This window comes from Helicobacter monodelphidis (assembly GCF_003288845.1).
Lineage (GTDB): Bacteria > Campylobacterota > Campylobacteria > Campylobacterales > Helicobacteraceae > NHYN01.
Genome location: NZ_NHYN01000016.1, coordinates 23165 through 42245 on the forward strand (window position 1 = coordinate 23165; position 19081 = coordinate 42245).

Annotated in this window: 18 protein-coding genes and 1 tRNA gene; 12 read left to right on the forward strand and 7 right to left on the reverse strand. The window is 34.8% G+C overall.

Annotated elements, in window-relative coordinates; genetic code table 11:
- Positions 1-18 precede the first annotated feature (18 nt).
- Positions 19-795: a methyltransferase domain-containing protein gene (locus CCZ01_RS07310; RefSeq protein ID WP_181566361.1), complete on the forward strand. Its 777-nt coding sequence runs from the start codon at positions 19-21 to the stop codon at positions 793-795.
- 783 nt (positions 796-1578) lie between these two features.
- Complete coding sequence (locus tag CCZ01_RS07315; RefSeq protein ID WP_112052565.1) at positions 1579-1953, forward strand: hypothetical protein; 375 nt, start codon at positions 1579-1581, stop codon at positions 1951-1953.
- A 496-nt stretch (positions 1954-2449) separates the two neighbouring features.
- Here CCZ01_RS07315 and CCZ01_RS07320 read toward each other — a convergent pair whose 3' ends face one another.
- The 6 genes from CCZ01_RS07320 to CCZ01_RS07350 form a co-directional block, all read right to left on the reverse strand.
- Positions 2450-3124 carry an OmpA family protein gene (locus CCZ01_RS07320; RefSeq protein WP_112052566.1) on the reverse strand — a complete coding sequence of 225 codons (675 nt, stop codon included), beginning with the start codon at positions 3122-3124 and terminating at the stop codon, positions 2450-2452.
- A gap of 403 nt (positions 3125-3527) precedes the next feature.
- Positions 3528-4811, reverse strand: a complete 1284-nt coding sequence (locus tag CCZ01_RS07330; protein ID WP_112052568.1) for a citrate synthase — start codon at positions 4809-4811, stop codon at positions 3528-3530.
- A 542-nt stretch (positions 4812-5353) separates the two neighbouring features.
- Complete coding sequence (locus CCZ01_RS07335; RefSeq protein ID WP_112052569.1) at positions 5354-5545, reverse strand: NAD-dependent epimerase/dehydratase family protein; 192 nt, start codon at positions 5543-5545, stop codon at positions 5354-5356.
- Positions 5546-5555: 10 nt separating this feature from the next.
- Entirely contained in the window at positions 5556-6137 is a 582-nt protein-coding gene (locus tag CCZ01_RS07340; protein ID WP_112052570.1) for a hypothetical protein, read from the reverse strand.
- Positions 6134-6850 (reverse strand): TPM domain-containing protein, encoded by a 717-nt coding sequence (locus CCZ01_RS07345; RefSeq protein ID WP_112052571.1) that lies wholly within the window; start codon positions 6848-6850, stop codon positions 6134-6136. The genes CCZ01_RS07340 and CCZ01_RS07345 overlap by 4 nt, the downstream gene beginning before the upstream one ends.
- Before the next feature lie 12 nt (positions 6851-6862).
- The gene (locus CCZ01_RS07350; protein WP_112052572.1) at positions 6863-8557 is read right to left on the reverse strand and encodes an ABC transporter ATP-binding protein/permease; all 1695 of its coding nucleotides are present in this window, start codon (positions 8555-8557) and stop codon (positions 6863-6865) included.
- Between the two features lie 130 nt (positions 8558-8687).
- Here CCZ01_RS07350 and CCZ01_RS07355 point away from each other — a divergent pair, with 130 nt between their 5' ends.
- Complete coding sequence (locus tag CCZ01_RS07355) at positions 8688-9941, forward strand: nucleotide sugar dehydrogenase (protein ID WP_112052573.1); 1254 nt, start codon at positions 8688-8690, stop codon at positions 9939-9941.
- On the opposite strand, the gene CCZ01_RS07360 is transcribed toward CCZ01_RS07355, so the two are convergent.
- Positions 9936-10673, reverse strand: coding sequence for an NlpC/P60 family protein (locus CCZ01_RS07360; RefSeq protein ID WP_112052574.1), 738 nt, complete (start codon positions 10671-10673; stop codon positions 9936-9938). The genes CCZ01_RS07355 and CCZ01_RS07360 overlap by 6 nt on opposite strands.
- Before the next feature lie 186 nt (positions 10674-10859).
- On the opposite strand from CCZ01_RS07360, the gene CCZ01_RS07365 reads away from it, so the two are divergent.
- From CCZ01_RS07365 to CCZ01_RS10440, 9 genes are all read left to right on the forward strand, one after another.
- On the forward strand, positions 10860-12785 hold the full coding sequence (locus CCZ01_RS07365; RefSeq protein WP_112052575.1) for a TonB-dependent receptor: 1926 nt from the start codon (positions 10860-10862) through the stop codon (positions 12783-12785).
- A 171-nt stretch (positions 12786-12956) separates the two neighbouring features.
- A complete protein-coding gene (locus CCZ01_RS07370) occupies positions 12957-13793 on the forward strand; it encodes an HDOD domain-containing protein (RefSeq protein WP_181566362.1) in 837 nt (278 codons plus the stop codon).
- Position 13794: 1 nt separating this feature from the next.
- A complete protein-coding gene (locus CCZ01_RS07375; protein ID WP_112052577.1) occupies positions 13795-15699 on the forward strand; it encodes an RNB domain-containing ribonuclease in 1905 nt (634 codons plus the stop codon).
- Positions 15689-16720, forward strand: a complete 1032-nt coding sequence (locus CCZ01_RS07380; RefSeq protein WP_112052578.1) for a hypothetical protein — start codon at positions 15689-15691, stop codon at positions 16718-16720. Before CCZ01_RS07375 ends, CCZ01_RS07380 begins: the two co-directional genes overlap by 11 nt.
- Positions 16721-16781: 61 nt before the next feature.
- Positions 16782-17159, forward strand: coding sequence for a 30S ribosomal protein S6 (gene rpsF / locus CCZ01_RS07385; protein ID WP_112052579.1), 378 nt, complete (start codon positions 16782-16784; stop codon positions 17157-17159).
- A gap of 24 nt (positions 17160-17183) precedes the next feature.
- Entirely contained in the window at positions 17184-17732 is a 549-nt protein-coding gene (locus CCZ01_RS07390) for a single-stranded DNA-binding protein (protein ID WP_112052580.1), read from the forward strand.
- A gap of 15 nt (positions 17733-17747) precedes the next feature.
- Positions 17748-18011, forward strand: coding sequence for a 30S ribosomal protein S18 (gene rpsR / locus CCZ01_RS07395; protein ID WP_112052581.1), 264 nt, complete (start codon positions 17748-17750; stop codon positions 18009-18011).
- Positions 18012-18085: 74 nt separating this feature from the next.
- The gene (locus tag CCZ01_RS07400; RefSeq protein WP_181566363.1) at positions 18086-18649 is read left to right on the forward strand and encodes a tetratricopeptide repeat protein; all 564 of its coding nucleotides are present in this window, start codon (positions 18086-18088) and stop codon (positions 18647-18649) included.
- Positions 18650-18660: 11 nt separating this feature from the next.
- Positions 18661-18759: transfer RNA gene (locus tag CCZ01_RS10440), tRNA-Sec, on the forward strand.
- Positions 18760-19081 lie beyond the last annotated feature (322 nt).

Here is a 19081-nt window from a genome sequence, read left to right on the forward strand (position 1 = left end):
TTAGAAGGAGTAAGCAATATGGAACGAAGTGAATGGAGTGCAAGTCTTTACCTTAAGTTTGAAGAAGAGAGAAGTAAGCCTGCTATAGATTTGGCGAATAGATTAAGAAAATTAAGTCCGCTAAATATAGTTGATGTTGGTTGTGGTCCAGGTAATAGTACGGCAATTTTGCATTCTTTTTTTCCCAATGCTCAATTATTAGGAGTTGATCATTCTATGAGTATGATAGAGTCCGCACGCAATCAACATCCACATCTTTCATTTAATTTCTGCGATGCTAGAGAAATATCAGGCGAATATGATTTAATTTTTGCGAATGCTTCATTGCAGTGGTTACCTTGCCATCATACTCTTATCCCATTTTTAATGGAGAAGCTTAGTTCAAATGGTGTACTTGCTGTGCAAATGCCAAATAATACTAATGAACCATTGTATTGTGTGATTGATAAAATGATAAAAAATTCAAAATGGGGTTTTAAACATACAGAGATTGAAATAAATGAAACATTGCAACCTCAAGAATATATTGAAATTCTCATGAAATGTGCAAGCCAATTTGAAGTTTGGGAGAGCATCTATTATCAATGTATGCCCTCACACCAATCTTTGATTGAATGGGTGCGGGCCACTAAACTTCGACCTTATTTGAATGCTTTGAAAGATGATTATAAACTACAATTTGAGAATGAATTATTGGAACAAATTATACCTCTTTATTCACCCATAAAGTCGCCAACACAAGATTATAAGATTTTGTTTGGATTTAAGCGATTATTTTTTATAGCAACAAAATGAATACTAAGATATATAAATTATTTATTAAATTAAGAATACACTACTCTAAATAATAAAGGTGTTTTATTTCAGTCTGTCACCTAAGATTCTTAATTTTTTAAAGCTAGCATATTTTGGAACTTTTTAATGTTTTGACTGTGGGAGTATATACAATTTTTAACTACATATTAATATTTTTATAATTATTTTATAAAAATTGGAAATTTGTGGAACTTAAGGGTGTGTAATCCAGCCTTTTTAGATACTTGTTGTTTAATATCCCTGTGTGGTTTTTTACAAACGTGTTTAGCTCTTGCAAGGTATGTAAAGAAGTGATATTTGTCTTCTGTCCTTTTTTAATCGTTTTGTTTGACGACTGAAAAACTGTTCGATAGCTTGTCTTTGGCTCATAGAATGCCCGATATAACCCTTAATCCACTCCATTAACGCATTTTGACGTCTGTGGTTAGATTCTACAAAAGGCTTACACCAGCCACTATAAGCAGGGGTGCGGATATATTCAATGTCAAGTCTTTCTAAAACCTCTTGTGTGTATAGCGACTCAAAAGCGCAGAACCATTATCACCCTTAATTTTTTGGGGCTTTCCAAACTTAGGAATATATTAGTTACCGCCCTAGCCACACCTAAAGAATTTTCAGTGTCACAGATATGAAAACTACACACACTGCTATAAGTATCCACCAAAGAAACAAGACAAAACCGCTTTTGAAAGCAATCAAACTCATTCACATGCAAACCTGAAGCCTTACTTTAGCTCTTTGACATCAATCATAGTGCCATCGATGCAAAGCAAAGATGATAGCATTAAATTTTTTATTGATTCAACACGAATCAAAGTGAATCTTACCAACATAAAGGAGGAAGAAAATGCAAGTTTTAAACATGTCATTGAGCGAATTAGAGGAGTGGTCAGAAAGGAGATTGCAAGAATCCAGGAGGAAGAGGCAACAAGCGGAGCGGAACTTAGAGGAATATATCTTAAAAGTTTTGGAAGAGAGAAGGCAGGGGAATTCATAGAGGAAGCAGACAATTATGCTCAATCTAAAGGCTTAATAACCATAGAAGTCTTAGATTGTCTCTTTGAACTAAAAGGTCTTCTCCTGACTAAAAATAGTATAAGCATTATTGTTATAAAAAGGCAAGTGGTTTTTGCGTGAGGGCTATATGATATGGGGGTATAATTTGGGTTGTTATGATTTAGTAGCTTTTTGTATGCTATAGATCGAAAGGTATTTGGGATATTGCAATACAAAGGAGTTACTGTGGTAAGGCTTGTGATTTATGGACAGTTTTGAATGGAGAGGGCGTTGGTGAGAATGGAATTTTGAAATTATTTAGTTTTACCATATATATGTTTCGATATCTCTACGAGAGAAAATGCAAAACTCCTATTTGTGAGAGATTACAAGAGAAGGTGAACTTAACCAGCTAAAGTTTTTGTAAATAGGACATGACTGCTCATCGTCACCTAACGAACGATAAGAGTGGAGCAAAAGCCAATTGTTTTGAACTTCTAGAACAGAAGCAATAGGATATAAACGTACCCAGGAGTATTTTTCTCAAAGAAACCAATCCTTAGAGAAAAACCCCCATATTGGTTTTACTCTAAGGTAGGAATATTGCTGAGGATGGTGTCTTTTTCTCTGTTTGTGACTATTTTGTAATTGCAGTTAAAGAAATTTCAACACGACGATTTTGAGCACGTCCTGCATCTGTTTTATTGTCTGCAATAAAGTTTGTTGCACCCAAGCCCTCACTGACTAATCTTTCTTTTTTAACATTCTTGCTTTGGAGGTAGTTTGCAACTGTATCCGCTCGTTTTTGAGATAAACTCTTATTTACAGCTGCAGAACCCGTGCTATCTGTAAATCCAGCAACAGTAACAATTGTTTTATCGTATTCTGTTAAAACTGCACCTACAGAGTCTAGCACACTGTAAAATTGTGGGCTAAGGTCTGCACTTCCTGTTTTGAAAGTAATATCACCGGGCATATTTAATGTAATTTCATCACCATTACGCGTTACACTTACACCTGTATTTGCAAGTTGTTTGCGTAGTTTAGCGTCTTGATAATCCATATACCCACCAACAGCACCACCAGCTACAGCACCAATTCCAGCACCAATCGCTGCACCTTTTGCACGATTTTTCTTAGAAACCAATGCACCAATTCCAGCACCTGCAGCCGCTGCAATTCCAGCACCCAACACGGTTCGACTGATTTGAGACTCACCTGTTGTGGGGTTTGTTGTGCAAGCTACCAAAAACAACGCTGAACAAGTAGCAATAGAAACTGCTGAAAATAACTTCTTATAAACTAAAACCATAACATCTCCCTTAGTAAAATGAAATTTTGTCATAGTATCATAAAAGAATAAAAAAGTCAAGCAGACATATAAATGGACTTAAGACGGTAAAAATTAGAGTTCTTATATTTTATATGCTTGAAACATTTATTTAAATCCTGTATGGGGATATTCTGTTATGGATAGTGAGAGCATGGAATATTATAATTACGCCATTTTTATTAAAGGTGCTTATGTATGAAAAACTTAGAATCCTTAGGTTATCATGATAGTGTAGCTTTGCTTATAAAGATTAAATATGGCAAAATCAATGTTCTCTTACAGGATTTTGTATCTATTATTCCCCCTACAAAGGGGGATGTGATATATCAAGTGTTATATTTCTCTCTATGTAATCTAGCTATTTTTAGAGAGATTTATATCTTTAATCACCTATGTAGACTTGTCGTGGACGTGTGATACGTGCTTGAGGATTCTTAACATGTTCTAAAAGCTGTGCACACCAGCCTGGCATTCTTCCAATTACAAAAATAGGTGTAAATAGAGGCACAGGGATTTTTAATGCAGTCAAAATAATACCACTATAAAAATCTACATTCGGATACAAGCCTCTTTGAATAAAATAATCATCAGAAAGGGCAACTTCTTCAAGTTTTTCAGCAATTTCGCTTAATCGCTGATTCATTTTAATTCCTTTTTTATTTAGTTCATCTTTGAGGTTTTTGATAGCTTTTGCACGCGGGTCATAGCTTTTATAGACACGATGTCCAAAGCCCATAAGGCGGAATGGATCACTTTTATCTTTTACACGTTCAATAAACTTATTAACATTTTTCACATCACCAATTTCGTTGAGTTGCACTAAAACTTTTTCGTTTGCCCCGCCATGTGCTGGTCCCCACAAAGCATTAATTCCTGCTGAAATTGCTGCATAGGGGTGAACACCTGTTGAAGCAACATTGCGAACAGTCGTTGTTGAGGCATTTTGTCCATGGTCTGCATGAAGAACAAAAATTTTATTCATTGCCTCAACTTCTAAGTCTGTAATTTCTTCCTCACCCTTCAAAGTATGCTTTAGGTGTCCACCGGGATATGCACGCAACATATAGAGAAAATTTTCAACATAGTTGCGTGAGACATCGGGATAAATAAAAGGTGCTCCAATGGCATTGCGGTAAGAAAATGCAACAAGTGTTGTGATTTTTGCAATAATACGACGTGCCATCGTTTGGTAGTCATTCTCTTCTTCCATTTCCTTGTGATCAAAATGGAATGTTGATAAAGCCGCAACTGCAGAACTTAGATTTGCCATTGGATGTGCATTATCCGGAAATGCACTGAAAATATTAATCAAACCCTCATGTAAAAAACTGCGATGACGTAATTCTAAGTCAAATGCTTCTGATTCTGCCTTATCTTTTGGTGCTTCTCCTGTGATGAGGAGTTTGGCGACATCAGTGAAGTTATATTTTTCAACAATTTCTTGAATCGGAATACCCTTGTAGAGGAGTTGTCCTTCTTTGCCGTTAATATAACTAACGGTACTTTTGCAACCTGCAGTAGATCCATAACCCGGGTCATAGGAAAAAATTCCCGCAGTTTCAAAAAGCTTTGAAAAATCAATCGCTTTTGGACCTCTTTTGCAATCAATTAAATCAAACTCGAACTTCTCCCCTGTTTCATTGTTAATGAGTGTAACCGTTCCCATTTGTTTATCCTTTTACTATGAATTATCTCTTTGCTGTGACAAATCGACTTCTATAATTTTGTAAGTTTTTTGCTGAACTCAAGTTTAAAAAAAAAGAATTCGAAGGACAAAAAAATGAAAAAGAGAAAAACTGAAACAATTTTAGAAGGTTTCTGCTTGCATGTGAATATGATTTTAGTGTCTTGTTTATTTATTTCAACGATAGGTATTTGTAATAATTGTTCTAATGTTGCTATGTTGTGGAGTCCAACTAAGTACCTTTTTTGCTTTTTCCACATTTCCAATTAAGGTGGCAGGACCACCTAATCGGCTTGACGTAAAACATGAATATAATTCATGAATACAAGAACCGTCGTGCGTAAGATAATCTAAACCAAAAATATCAATGAATTCTCTCTACTTAAGGGCTGTCTGTAAAATAAGCGGAATAAGATGAATTTCATGGGGATGGGATTCACCGACATTGAATGTGAGCTTGCCCCAGCTGATTAAAATAGCGTAGAATAACATATCTGATAGGAGGATATATCTGCTAAATCTGCTTAAATAAAATGAGAATGATGTTGAAGTCGTCTGCATTCCTCATTCATTTCTTGATGGATAGGTTCTAAGGTTAAGGATTCTTTGTGTCTGCAAACTAAGTTGTCTAAAACGAGAACATCTTCTCTTCTTGTACATAGCAGAGCATGGAGATGAGAGCCGACATAACCTGCCCCACCTACAATGAGAACCATCTTTTACCTCTTAAAGTGTAAAATCATAGAATGCAAAAGAAATTGTGAAGCGGTCATTATAAAACTTTACTTGTTCAATATTTTTTCCAATTTGGTTGAAAGCTCGACGATAGCCTAACTCTAAGCCAAAACCATGAGCAATATCAATAAAAATTCCGCCATTTCCAACCACACTGTAAAGGTTATATTGTTCAGTTGTAAAGTAGGGAATAGCGATATTCATTCCTTCGTATCCAACGCTGATTGACGGGATGATACGCCCATTCCATAAACGGTATCCACTGCCTATCCCTCCTGAAACGCTATATAGTCCTTTGCGATGATTTGCACCCGCTGAACCATCGAGATAGAAAAAAAGCAGTAAGTTTTGTGAGTCGCCCACCGCCAATCCGCGTTTAACAGCAAAATAAGCTGCCCCTCTATCATTTTTGTAAGGATTAAAAGGGTTGATGGCATCAGTGGTTTTACTTTGTGTAAAAACATGGGTGTAGCCAACATTTAATGCAGCAAAGCTTTTTCCTTGTTTTGATGGGCTAAAATCAAAAGCCCAAATAAATTGCAATAATAAAATAATGATAAAAAATAATCTCATTCAATCTCCTTCCTCGAATCAAAACGAATAAATAAAATAGCAATGGCTAGAATAATCAAAACTTTCAATAAAGCTTCGATAATAGAGTTATGTTCTGTGGCTACTTCTCTTTCTATTGTTGTGATAGCTGATTGTTGCAAGTTATTCTTAAGAGATTCTATTTGATAAAAATTTGCAACCTCATATGCAGCACCCTCAAGTGCTGTGAGAATTGCTTTTTGATAGAGCGATTGTTCAATGAAGTGATGTTCTTTATCAATCAGTGCAAAAACTTCTGTACTTCCTAAAATAGCTTGTAAAGACTCTGAAGGGTGAATAAAAATCTGTTTTTCTTGAATAGCTAAAATAATGAGGATATGAGACATTTGTGGGGTCTGATTCTTAAGATTTTCCATAAATAGAGTAGCATAACGATTAATTAGTGCACCTTTTAGTGAGGGGATTGTAAGGATGGTGAAGTGAATATTTTTTTTAGAGAATTCTTGATTTAAGGAAAGAATCTCTTGCTGTGTTTGTTTGTCTAATATTTTTGCTTCGTCATAAATAGCCCGTGAGAGTTCATTTTGAGAGACTTGAATAATGTCTACAGACTGAAAATAGTTTTTATAAAGCCCAATAAAGAGTGCTATTACCCCTATAGATACCAAAAAAATAAAGATAAGAGAAATAATTTTATTTAGAATTTTATCATTATTCTTGATATTTTTTTTCATTATTCTCCTTTCTTATCTTTCCTGTAGGATTCTACCATTTTCAAGCTTATAGATGTGGTCGCATTGTTCGATTGTACTTAAGCGATGTGCAATAATGAGTAATGTTTTATGTTGACTGACTGCATAAATGCTTTCCATAATTTTTGATTCTGTTTGTATATCAAGTGCACTCGTTGCTTCATCTAAAACAAGAATTTCTGGGTCCGCGTATAGTGCACGTGCAATAGCAACTCTTTGTTTTTGTCCTCCGCTGAATAAGATTCCTCCTTCCCCTACTTGTGTTTCTATGCCCTCTTTTTGGAGTAGCATTTCATAGATTCCTGCCTGTTTTAAAACATCGACGATTCTTTCTTCGTTGTATTCGCGTCCAAAAACAACATTTTCTGCAACGCTTCCATCAAAAAGATAGACATTTTGAGGAATATAGCCTACCTTAGAACGCCATGATTTAATGTTTTGAAGTGTTAAGGGTGTAGAATCAATACATACTTCGCCTGTTTGTGGGCGATACAAGCCAATGATAATATCTACGAGTGTACTTTTGCCACCACCACTTTCACCGATGAAGGCAATTCTTTTACCTTTTTGGATGTTTAAAGAAAGGTTTTCAAATAAAGGTTTACTAGATGTATATGAAAAATTTACCCCCTTTAATTCAATATTTTGCTGAAAGTTTAATTTTTCATTACCTAAATCTTGAATTGGCATCTGTAAATCTTCATAAACAACCTCTAAAGATTTATGGTAAAATAAAATATAGTTATAGCTATCTAAAATTCTATTAATAGAAGGCAATAGGCGATAGAGTGCTAAAACATAGGTGGAAAGTAGTGGTAGAAAGGTTTTAACATCACCATCTTTTGTATAAACAAGATAGGAGACAATTAAAACCATAATAGAGAATCCTACGGCTTCTAGCATTAAACGAGGAATATGTAAAAGTGTGCGGTGAATGATATTTGCACGAGCAACTTTGTACGAAACTTCCAAGAATCTATCCATAACTGGTGATGCAATACTTTGCAATTTAATGAGTTTAAAGTTTCCAAAACTAGAGTTAAGGATTTCATAGAAAACTTTTTGATTTTTTTCTCTTTCCTGACCTTCTTTTTTAATGATTTTTGAGAATCTTCCACTAATAATGAGGGCGGTAACGGCAAGAAGGATAGTAAGAGAAAGCGTAATGGTGTAATCTACAAAAATTAATAAACCATAAATAAGAATCACAACAATAATTTCAGAAAACATAAATAAAACAGCACCCAGCAGGATTGTGAAATTGGAGGCTTCATTAATGATTGTTTTTGAGAGAGCGGCAGAATTCTTGCTTGTAAAGGTTTTAAAGCTTAAGCCCAGATAGCATTTAAAAAGTTGTTGAGCGAGTTCATGGTATGTGCCATAAGAAAGTTTTGCTAAGCCATATTGATATGAGAGATTAATAAGACTTCTAAAAATATAGAAAAAAAGTAAGGCAACACCGAATAATAAAATAAAATTTTTAGGAGATTCGCAACCTAAAAATTGATATACCCATCGAAAATATGGATTTGTTTCCAAAACACCAAAATCTGTAGAAACCATAATAAAGGGCATAATCGCAGAAACGCCTACCATTTCAATAATCGAGACAACGATAGAAAATACAAACAAAAGAGCGATTCTTTTTTTATCTTGAGGTGATAAAAGTACAGAGAGTTTTTGAAACAATGGATTCTCCTTTATCTAATCTTAATAAATGTAAAATCATCACAGATTGTAGAAAACAATAGATTTTAAAATATTTTAAATAAGGTATGGATTAAAATAACATTTAAATTTCATTATTGAGGAGATTTTTATGTCAAAAAAAGAAATTGCCGTTGTTGGGCTTGGTTATGTTGGGCTTCCTCTTGCGGTAGAATTTGGAAAACATTACCCAACAAAAGGTTTTGATATTAAAACAGAGCGGATTGAGGAACTTAAGAAAGGTATTGATTCTACTTTGGAGTGTAGCACAGAGGAATTGAAGCATGCGACTCAACTTACATTTGTAACCTCTTTGGAAGAAATTAAGAATGCACAAATTTATATTGTTACTGTACCAACGCCGATTGACCGTTACAATAAACCTGATTTGCGCCCAATTCTTAGTGCTTCAAAGAGTATTGCACAAGTATTAAAAAAAGGAGATATTGTCATTTATGAAAGTACTGTATATCCCGGTTGTACAGAAGATGATTGCGTGCCTATTTTAGAACAAAGTGGCTTGAAGTATAATGTTGATTTTTTTTGCGGTTATTCTCCTGAACGCATTAATCCGGGCGATAAACAGCATCGATTACCAAGTATTAAAAAAGTTGTGAGTGGTTCTACTCCAAAAATTGCAGAGGAAATTAATGCTTTATATTCTTCTATTATTACCGCTGGAACTTACTTAGCGGATTCAATTAAGGTTGCAGAGGCTGCAAAGGTAATAGAGAATTCTCAAAGAGATATTAATATCGCTTTTGTAAATGAACTTTCTTTAATTTTTGAACGTTTGGGTATCGATACATTGAGTGTGTTAGAAGCAGCGGGGAGTAAATGGAATTTTTTGCCCTTTCGACCAGGCTTAGTAGGTGGGCATTGTATCGGTGTTGATCCATACTATCTTACACATAAAGCAGAATCCTTAGGTTATCATTCTCAAGTGATTCTTGCTGGACGACATATTAATGACTCAATGGCTTCAAAAGTCGCTTCAAAGGCAGTTAAGTTAATGATTAAGCAGGGGCATAAAATTCAATCTGCAAAAGTTGCTATTTTGGGTGTAACTTTTAAGGAGAATTGTCCTGATATTCGAAATTCTAAGGTGTTTGATGTGGTTAATGAGTTAGAAGAGTTTGGCTGTCAAGTTAATTTATTTGATACATGGGCAGATTCTAAAGAAGTTTATCGTGAGTATCAAAAGACTTTAGAACCTTTTGAGCAATTTTCTGTTAAAGATTATGATTGCATTCTTCTAGCTGTAGGGCATCAGGAATTTAAGAATCTTGATTTTAGGGATAGAAAGGGCATTCTTTATGATATTAAAGGTTTATTTCCTCAAAGCATGAGTGACGCAAGATTATAAGAATTGACGCGAACCACGATACACGCGTGTCCAATATTTAGAATTTAAATTTGCTTCTCGCACAGTTTTTCCCCTACTTGGGGCATGAATGAACTTGTCGTTGCCAACATAAATGCCCACATGATTAATGCGTCGACGTTTGGTTGCAAAGAATACAAGGTCTCCTTTTTTTAAATTCTTTTTTGCAACTGATTTGCCTGCTTTGTATTGTTCGATTGAAGTGCGTGGGATAGAAATTCCATTCAATCGATAAACTGTGTGTGTTAAGCCACTACAATCAAATCCTGATTCTGTTACTCCACCCCATTTATAAGGTACACCGATATAGCCATAGGTGCTTTCAGAAATATCTTCACGGATTTGGTTTGGATTTTTTTTGGTTCGTCGATTGATAGCTAAGTCTTGTGGTGCAACGATAAAAAATTCTTCAAAGAATCCGCGTTTTTGGAATTCTTTTGCTTTTTTAATAGCCTCTTGTTTTGTTGCATAATCACCAAAACGTACTTTGTAGGTTCTCTTACTTTTGAATAAGAAGGCATCAAGTCCATAACTATTAAGTTTATCGACAAATTTCCATGCATTGTCTGCCTTTATGAAACTTCCTACCTGCACAGAATAAGCAACTTTTTCAAATTCTTGGGTTTCCTGTGTTTGGGGTTGCGTAATGCTACAGCCAACAATAAAGGTGACAATAACACAAAATAGGAGATGAGAATACATTCTATGTATCATTAAGAGTCCTCATAATAAATTGTAGGGATTCTAGCATATCCTTTATTAAAGTTTCAAAACACCTGCAATTATGTGTTTTATGGATAAAGATAATTTTAAATAATAGGAAAAATTATCTTTATTAGTTTAAGTTTTTTGAAAGTTTTATTATAATAATATTCATTATTAAAATTATAAGGAGTCATTATGCAAAAAACCTATTTTTCCTATATTCTATCAGTATTGTTGATTGGTGGGGAGGCTTATGCTAAAGATGCTGAACGTATACAAGATGTGATTTTCAGCTCCACAGGTTTTAATATTGAGGCGGATACGGAGGCAAGGAATGTGGTTGTTGTAACAAAGGAAGAGATTGTTAGCAAAGGATACCAAAATATTGAACAAGCATTTTCAAATATGATGGGTATTACTTTTACGGATAAAGGTGGCGGTGCAAGCATTGATTTGAGAGGGCAGGGTGATAGGGCGAATTCGGCAGTTAAGGTGATGGTTGATGGCGTGAGTTTGAATGCTTTGGATTTAGCACACGGAGCTACTCCACTTAAAGCGATTGATTTAGAATCTGTAGAACGTATTGAGATTATTCCTGGTGGTGGTTCAGTTTTATACGGAAATGGAACGCGTGGAGGAGTGATTAATGTGATTACAAAAAAAGGATTTAGAGATTCGGTGAATTTTGCACTTAAAGGTGGAATGTATGAGCGCAAAAAAGGTTATGGTGGGGAAGTTGCTTTAGGCGTAAGCAAGAATATTGGAGATATTTTGAATATTCAGGGTTCGATAAATGCCTCTGAACGCAATAAATATCGTGATGATTCTCATGAGAATGGTTTGTATACAAGTCTAAAAACACGCATTCAGTTTAGTGAACAACAAAGTTTGCAGGTTTCTTACGACCACTATAGTTTAGATTATTTGGAAGCAAATACATTAACCCTTCAAGAAGCCCTAGATAATCCTAAACAAAAGGGTTCTAAGCCTATGTCTGAGGGTTTTATGAGTTATAATTTGACTGCTGCAAATTATGAAAATCAAGTCAATGATTTGCTAACTTTAAATGCGCTTGCATTTTGGAAAAATGCCCGCTCTACTGGATTCAGGGAAGAAAATATCGGCGGAACACTAAAAGGACGCATTGCATACGCTGAAGGCTCTTATTTTATTGCAGGTTATGATTATTCTCATCAAGACGCTAAGAGAACAATTACAACGCATTTTATGAAAGATACACATTCTGTATTTGCTCTTGAAAAACATCGTTTCAATTCTTTATTTTCCTTGTTGATGGGTACGCGTTATGAATTTGCAAACTATAGTGGAAAACAAACAAGTTCAGGAGTTTTAAATTATGATTTTGATGATAAAACAACTTCAAATTACGCCATTGAAGTTACTCCAACTTTCTCATATTCAGATACAGGAAATGTATATTTGAAATATGAAAGAGGTTATTTATCGCCTGGTCCTTCCAATTTTATCAATAAGAGTGAGCAGAGTGTTTATTATGTTAATAATCTCAAAGATGAAGTGTATGATACTTACGAGATTGGAATGAATGATTATTTGCTGGGAAGTGAAATTGCATTGAGTTTATATTGGACAGACACGAATAATGAAATTTACTGGGAGCAAGCAGGGAGTATTTTTGATCACAATGGATTTTTTTGGAGTTATACGAATTTAGATAAAACGCGTCGCTTAGGTGCTGAATTATCTCTTGCACAATCTTTAATTAATCAAGCTCTAACTCTAAAAGAGACATTAACCTATATTGATGCATCTGTTCTTTCAGGGGTGAATAAGGGTAAAAAAGTACCGATGGTTCCACAATATAAGGCGACAATTGGTGTCTCTTATGCCATTAATTCCTTTCTACCTTATGCTGATTTTTCCTTTTATGGAAAATCTACAGACTCAGGACACAATCCGGTAGATCCTTACTTTTTGGCTGATGTGGGTGTAACTTACACAACAAAAAACCATTTTAAGGTATCCGCTGGAGTTAGGAATTTATTTGATGAACGGTATTATAGCTACCAAAATGCTTCTTTAGATGCATATACACCAGCCGATGGACGTCATTATTTTATTGAGGGGAGATACGCATTTTAATTGCTTTAATAATTTATTGTCTTAAAATTTGTAATAATATGTGCAAAATTTGCTTTTTTTATGGTAGGATTCCCTTTTATTTATGTGAATAAGAGAGTTGGGCATAAAACAATAAATGGCTAAGCTTCAAGAGGATAATAATTGAAGCTTAGGTTAAGGAAGTAAATGCAGATGAATGATGAAGTTAACAACGAGATTGTTAAGAGTATTAAGAATCTTCCAATGATTCCAGATGCTGTCCATAAAATCCAGCGAGTGTGTAGTAATCCTCATTCAAGTATCAGTGATGTGATTAAAATTGTTGAAACAGACCCTATCCTAACCGCTAATCTCCTGCGTGCCGCTAATTCTCCTTTATATGGCTTTTCGCGGGAGGTAACAAGTATTGCACAAGCAGTTTCTTTGTTTGGAATGAGTACGGTGAAGGGTTTTGCGATTGTTGCTGCAGTAAAAAGCCGTATGCGTATTGACCTTTCGCCGTATTTTTTGACGGATCGCGAGTTTTTACGCATTGCTTCTGAGCAAAATGCTTTCATGGTGCGTTGGATGAGTCGCATTGATAAGCAACTTTTAGATATTTTAGCACCAGCTTCCTTTTTACTTGAGATTGGAATGATTGTTCTTAGTACTGTCTTGATAGAAACTGGGCAGGCAGATGCATTTAAAGAAGAATTAAAGAAAAATGATTTTAAGAATATTACAAAAATAGAAAGAGATTTTTTAAAAATAAGTTCTTATGAAGCAGCTTCAGCTCTGTTTGAATATTGGAATTTTGATGAATCCTTAGTGCAAACGATTTTTTTTACAGAATATCCCCAGAAAGCACCTAAATCGTTATGGCGTTATTGTTACCCCTTAGCCATTTTGCAGAGAGTGATTACTCCTTATGCTCAATGCCAGAGTGAGCAATTAAAGTCAGTGGAAATGTTTCTAATTGATGGACAATTGAATATGAAGATTTTTAAAGAGGAGCTATTGACATACAAAAAATTGCTTCTTAAGGACTAGAATGTTTGGCTTTTACTGGTCATTGCGTAAGGGTATTCAATTGCGTGATGTACGGTTGTCGAAGTATGCCCAAATGCTTCTTGAATTTAAAGTATTGGAGATTCGCCACCAACGTTATTTTTTGAAAGAAAAATTTATTTTAGGGCAGATTCGGAAAGAAAAAAGGGGGACTTTTTTAAAAATACCCGGTAATGCAACTAAATATTCTATTTTTGCAGATGAATGTAATGACGGTGATTGGGTTTTAGTATTTAAAAAAGCAAAGGGTTACAAGGTTCTTAGTGTTTTAAAAGAGCAAAATGTACAAAGAATTGCTTATCTTGCCTTTATAAAGGGTGTGCCTAAGATTTTTGATTTTCAAACCCATCGCCTATTGAAAAGTGGGGTTAGGGAAAAAGCTTTGAAAACCCTACCAGATGGGACAATTTTTTTATTACAAAAATCTCAAATTGTTGAAGTTTTAGGTACTTTAGATAATCCGAGAATAGATGAAAAAATTTCTTTAAATCTTTATCATAAGCAAGAAGAATTTAGTGCCTCTGTTTTGCAAGAATCCGAAAGTTTTGGGAGTGAAGTTGATATTTCTTTGTATCCTAATCGTGTAGATTTACGCCATTTACCTTTTTGCACAATCGATCCAGAAACTGCAAAGGATTTTGATGATGCAATTTTTTATGATTCTAAAAATGCTGAATTGTATGTTGCAATTGCCGATGTAAGTGCGTATGTGGCGATGTATTCGGCTTTGGACAAGGAAGCTAGAAAACGTGGATTCTCCATTTATTTGCCACATAAAAGTATTCCTATGCTTCCACACCAATTAAGTGAAAATTTATGCTCTCTCAAGCCCTTTGAATCTCGTCTTGCATATGTGTGGAAAATTCGTTTGCATAGAGGTTGTGCAAAAATACTTGATTCTCATTTATTTGAAGCCTTTATTTGTTCTCAACGTCGTTTCACTTATACCGAAGTGGATAAAATTCTTAAATCTCCACCAGAACAAGAATCACAAGAAGAATTTTTAGCTCCTATGATTCTGTCTCTTTTTAAACAGATGCAAAAAATACGCAAAAAACGTTTAGAATTTGGATATGATTTTTATAGCGAAGAAGAGAGAATATCCTTGAATGCGGATTTTGAAATTCAAGATATAAAGCTTGAAATTTCTAGCCCATCGCATGAACTTGTCGAAGAAGCGATGTTGCTTGCAAACCTTTTAAGTGCTAAACGATTGCAGGAATTTCTACCCTTAGGTATTTATCGTTCTCATAAACCCCCTAAAAAAGATAGAATTCAAGAACTTTTTAGTTTTTTAAGAACCTTAGAATATACTATTCCTAAAAAAGATTTACATAAGCAATTTTTGGCATTGCAAAAGGCTGCTCGCAAAAGGCAACAAGAAAAAGAGATTAGTCGATTAATGATTAAATCTCAATCTAATGCAGAATATACATCGGAAAATCAGGGACATTTTGGTTTAGGTTTTGAATGTTACACACATTTCACTTCCCCAATTCGTCGTTATGTAGATTTATGTGTTCATCGCCTCTTAAAAAATGTTGATCATAAAAGTAAGCATTATCTCCAGCAAGAATTGAATGCGATTTGTGATGAGGTGAATCAGCTTGAAAAAGAGAACGCAAAGGTGGAAATTGATTTCAAGGATAGAATTTATGCACGATGGGCTATGAAAAATATCGGCAGGATTCTTGATGCAATTGTTATCGATGAACATTATCCAATTTTAGGGCGGGCATGTTCTGATATTTATGGTGCAAGATTGCTGATTGAAGGCGATAATTTGGAATTTTATCAAAAAGTGAAAGTTAAAATCTCCCAAGTTGATTTATGCCAAGCAAAAATTTTTTGCGAGGTAGCAAAAGGAAATTTTAATTATGTATCGTAATGAATTTGAAAATAAATTTTTATCAAAGCAAAAGATTCCCCAGGCGATTCTCCTTTATGGCGATAGCACTTTTCTTATTGATTATTATATCAAGAAAATTTTTAGAATTTTGCAACCTGAAGAGGAAGAATTAAGTCGCATTTATTTTGATGAATATTCAACTTCTAAGGATTCTAATGAGAGTGGGGCAAAAAAATTACAGATGCTTTTAGGGACACAATCTTTGTTTTGTTCGCGTTCCATAGTCATTTTAAAATTAGAGCATAAGATTCCCAAAAAGGAATTAACTGAAATTCTTGCAAAGCAACAGAAAAATTCTCAGAGTTTTTTTATTTTTGCATTCTACCATGCAGAGAATCGAGACTCTAAGCTTTATGCCAATGATTGTCGTGAGATGGAACAAGTGTTTAGCGGACATAGCGGGATTAGTGTTCGATTTTTTCAGCCTAACCCTAAGGAAAGTATGGTGATTTTGAGGGAGATGAGCCAAGAATTAAATTTGTTGATTGAGGATCGCTTTTTGATGGAGATTTTTCACTTACAAAACGGTGATTTAAGCATTATTTATAGTGATTTAGCCAAATTGTCCACCTTGCAAAGAAGAATTGAGGCACAAGATATTCACCATCTTATTTATGGTGTAGCAAGTTGGAGTATAGAGGATTTATGTTTAGCATTATTCCAGAAAGAAAATACTTTGACAATTTTACAGCATCTATTAGAAGAAGGTGAGAGTGGAAGAAGTATTATTGTTGGAATTGAAGTATTTTTTATGCGTTTATTTTTAACTTATTCTTATGGTAGAGTGCATGGTGAGGTAAATTTTTTAGAAATTTTGGGTTTTCGACCACCCATCCAGATTGAACAACAATATAGCCATTTATCATTGCGATTAAGTGAAATGCAGTATAGGAAAATTTTTGAAGTTTTGCAAAAAAGTTTTTTGAATCTTTTGCAAAGAGATAGCCATACGGAAAGAGAGCTATTGTGTTGTTTAATTGAAATTCAAGCTATTTTTTGATACTATGGCGGTTTCTACCTTGCTCTTTTTTGAAAAAGGGCGAAAACCATAAGGAGTTTTTATGAAACATTATGAGACAATGTTTATTGTAAAGCCTACACTCACGCCAGAGGAGATTGTGGCGAAGATTGACTTTTTTAAAGAAGCTATCAGTAAAAATGGTGGTGAGAATGTGGCAACCCTGGATATGGGTATGCGTAATCTTGCTTATGAGATTAAAAAAAATAAGCGAGGTTATTATTATGTAGTTTATTTTAAAGCCCCTCCCGCACTTATTTTGGAACTTGAAAGGCTTTATCGTATCAGTGAAGATATTTTGCGTTTTATTGTTATTAAGTATGAGAACAAGAAGGAGCAAAAAGCGTGGGCAGATCTTGTAGAACGTGCAAAACGTCCTAAGGGAGATTCAAAAGAAAATCCTAAAGCTGAGGCTGTCTAGTGTTGATATTAAAAGGATTCAGAGATGTATAATCGTATTGTATTACTAGGAAATTTGACACGAGATGTGGAATTGCGTTATCTGCCTAGTGGCAGTGCGTTGGCTAAGATTGGTTTGGCAACAAATAGACGTTATAAACGACAAGATGGTACTCCTAGTGATGAAGTATGTTTTATTGATGTGAATCTTTTTGGGAGAACGGCTGAGGTGGCGAACCAATACCTCAAAAAGGGGTCAAAGGTCCTAATTGAGGGTAGGTTAGTGTATGAGAGTTGGACAGACCAAAGTGGACAGAAACGTTCTAGGCATGTGGTGGTTGCAGATTCTATGCAAATGCTAGATGGACGTCAGACACCAGAAGATGGTGGAGCATATGTCGGCGGTTATGATGCTGGCAGTAATTATAGTGGGAATTCTTACCCACAAAATAATTATAATAGCACCTCTTATCAAACGGGGAATGCAAATTATGTACAACAGCAAAACCAATCTCAAACGCAACAAAAAAAGGAAGCCTATACGGAATCTAAGATTCCCGAAATTGACATTAATGATGATGATGTCCCATTCTAAAATAAGGAAATAACAATGGCTGATAAAAAAAGATATTCAAAACGGTATTGTCGTTATACAGAGTTAAAGATCGACTTCTTAGATTATAAGGATGTGGATCTTTTAAAGCATTCTTTATCTGAAAGGTATAAGATTATGCCTCGTCGGTTGACCGGTAATTCTAAAAAATGGCAAGAAAGGGTTGAGGTAGCAATTAAGAGGGCAAGGCAGATGGCTTTGATTCCTTACACGATTGATGGTAGGAAGGTTGTAGAATCGCCACTGAAAACGACTAATTAGCACTTTTTAGAGGAAGAGGAAGCTTTTTCTTCCTCTCCTCTTGATAGTTATTGTTTTCAAGAAAGGTTGTTGCTGTGCGTATTGTTGCTTCTATTATCTTCTGTGTCGGCGTGTTGTTGGCATCAGAGATTAAAGAGATTCAATCTTGTAATGCGGGTAATATTACCGATTGTGAATTTGTTGGTATATCCTATTTTGAGGGAAGCAATGGGTTTGCAAGAGATAATGGCAAGGCACATTTATATTTGGAAAAAGCGTGTATGAGTGGAAAAAGTGCGTATGGTTGCTCTTTTTTAGGAATGCTTTATCAAGATGGTAGGGGTGTTGAAGTAGATATGCAGACTGCAATCTTGTTTTATGAAAAGGCTTGTGCTTTAAAAGAATCTTGGGCTTGTGCATATATTGGGTATTTATATTACGAAGGTAAAGACTTAAAGCAGGATTTTCAAAAGTCTTTCGAATATAGTGATTTAAGTTGTAGTTTAGGGTATGCTGATGGTTGTCTAATGATGGGGCATTTTTTTTACGGGACTGATAAGTCGGGTATACCAGCAGATGCTAAGAAAGCAAAGGATTATTTTATTCGTGCTTGTGATTTGGGTAGTGAGATGGCTTGTCAAAGGCTAAATATTTGGTAGATTGATTTAAGTGGAGGGTATGTGTTTCTGGTGAACACCGTAGGCTTCAAACCTATTGAGTGGCTAGGTGTCTGGCTGTTGGGGAGTTCGATTCTTCCACCTTCCTGCCATATAGTAGATAATTAGTTTACTTTGTTGTGGAATTTGTATCTTAAAACTTAAAAATAAATAAGATGATTTTTTAGAAAGTGTTTGATTGTCTCAAAAAGTAAAAATACAGGGTATGTATTTTATGTAAAATAAAAGATTTACTTTTAGTGTCAATAGTGTATCCATAGCAAGTCCTATATCAGTGCTTTCGTTTAAGGTTTTTCTAGCGTATTCATTTGCGGGTAAAATCAAAGTGGTATTTTGGTTTTAAAATTTTGAATGAGATTTTTAAAAATTTGAATTTTTAAGGGTGTTTTTTTGTTTAAATTGCGTGTTTATAGG

Bases quoted from the DNA above. Each gene is read 5' to 3' on its own strand.
- CCZ01_RS07315 (WP_112052565.1), top strand. From the start codon at position 1,579: ATGCAAAGCAAAGATGATAGCATTAAATTTTTTATTGATTCAACACGA.
- CCZ01_RS07355 (WP_112052573.1), top strand. From the start codon at position 8,688: ATGTCAAAAAAAGAAATTGCCGTTGTTGGGCTTGGTTATGTTGGGCTT.
- CCZ01_RS07310 (WP_181566361.1), top strand. From the start codon at position 19: ATGGAACGAAGTGAATGGAGTGCAAGTCTTTACCTTAAGTTTGAAGAA.
- CCZ01_RS07390 (WP_112052580.1), top strand. From the start codon at position 17,184: ATGTATAATCGTATTGTATTACTAGGAAATTTGACACGAGATGTGGAA.
- CCZ01_RS07375 (WP_112052577.1), top strand. From the start codon at position 13,795: ATGTTTGGCTTTTACTGGTCATTGCGTAAGGGTATTCAATTGCGTGAT.
- CCZ01_RS07340 (WP_112052570.1), bottom strand. From the start codon at position 6,137: ATGAGATTATTTTTTATCATTATTTTATTATTGCAATTTATTTGGGCT.
- CCZ01_RS07370 (WP_181566362.1), top strand. From the start codon at position 12,957: ATGAATGATGAAGTTAACAACGAGATTGTTAAGAGTATTAAGAATCTT.
- CCZ01_RS07380 (WP_112052578.1), top strand. From the start codon at position 15,689: ATGTATCGTAATGAATTTGAAAATAAATTTTTATCAAAGCAAAAGATT.
- CCZ01_RS07345 (WP_112052571.1), bottom strand. From the start codon at position 6,850: ATGAAAAAAAATATCAAGAATAATGATAAAATTCTAAATAAAATTATT.
- CCZ01_RS07330 (WP_112052568.1), bottom strand. From the start codon at position 4,811: ATGGGAACGGTTACACTCATTAACAATGAAACAGGGGAGAAGTTCGAG.
- CCZ01_RS07360 (WP_112052574.1), bottom strand. From the start codon at position 10,673: ATGATACATAGAATGTATTCTCATCTCCTATTTTGTGTTATTGTCACC.
- CCZ01_RS07320 (WP_112052566.1), bottom strand. From the start codon at position 3,124: ATGGTTTTAGTTTATAAGAAGTTATTTTCAGCAGTTTCTATTGCTACT.
- rpsF (WP_112052579.1), top strand. From the start codon at position 16,782: ATGAAACATTATGAGACAATGTTTATTGTAAAGCCTACACTCACGCCA.
- CCZ01_RS07335 (WP_112052569.1), bottom strand. From the start codon at position 5,545: ATGGTTCTCATTGTAGGTGGGGCAGGTTATGTCGGCTCTCATCTCCAT.
- rpsR (WP_112052581.1), top strand. From the start codon at position 17,748: ATGGCTGATAAAAAAAGATATTCAAAACGGTATTGTCGTTATACAGAG.
- CCZ01_RS07365 (WP_112052575.1), top strand. From the start codon at position 10,860: ATGCAAAAAACCTATTTTTCCTATATTCTATCAGTATTGTTGATTGGT.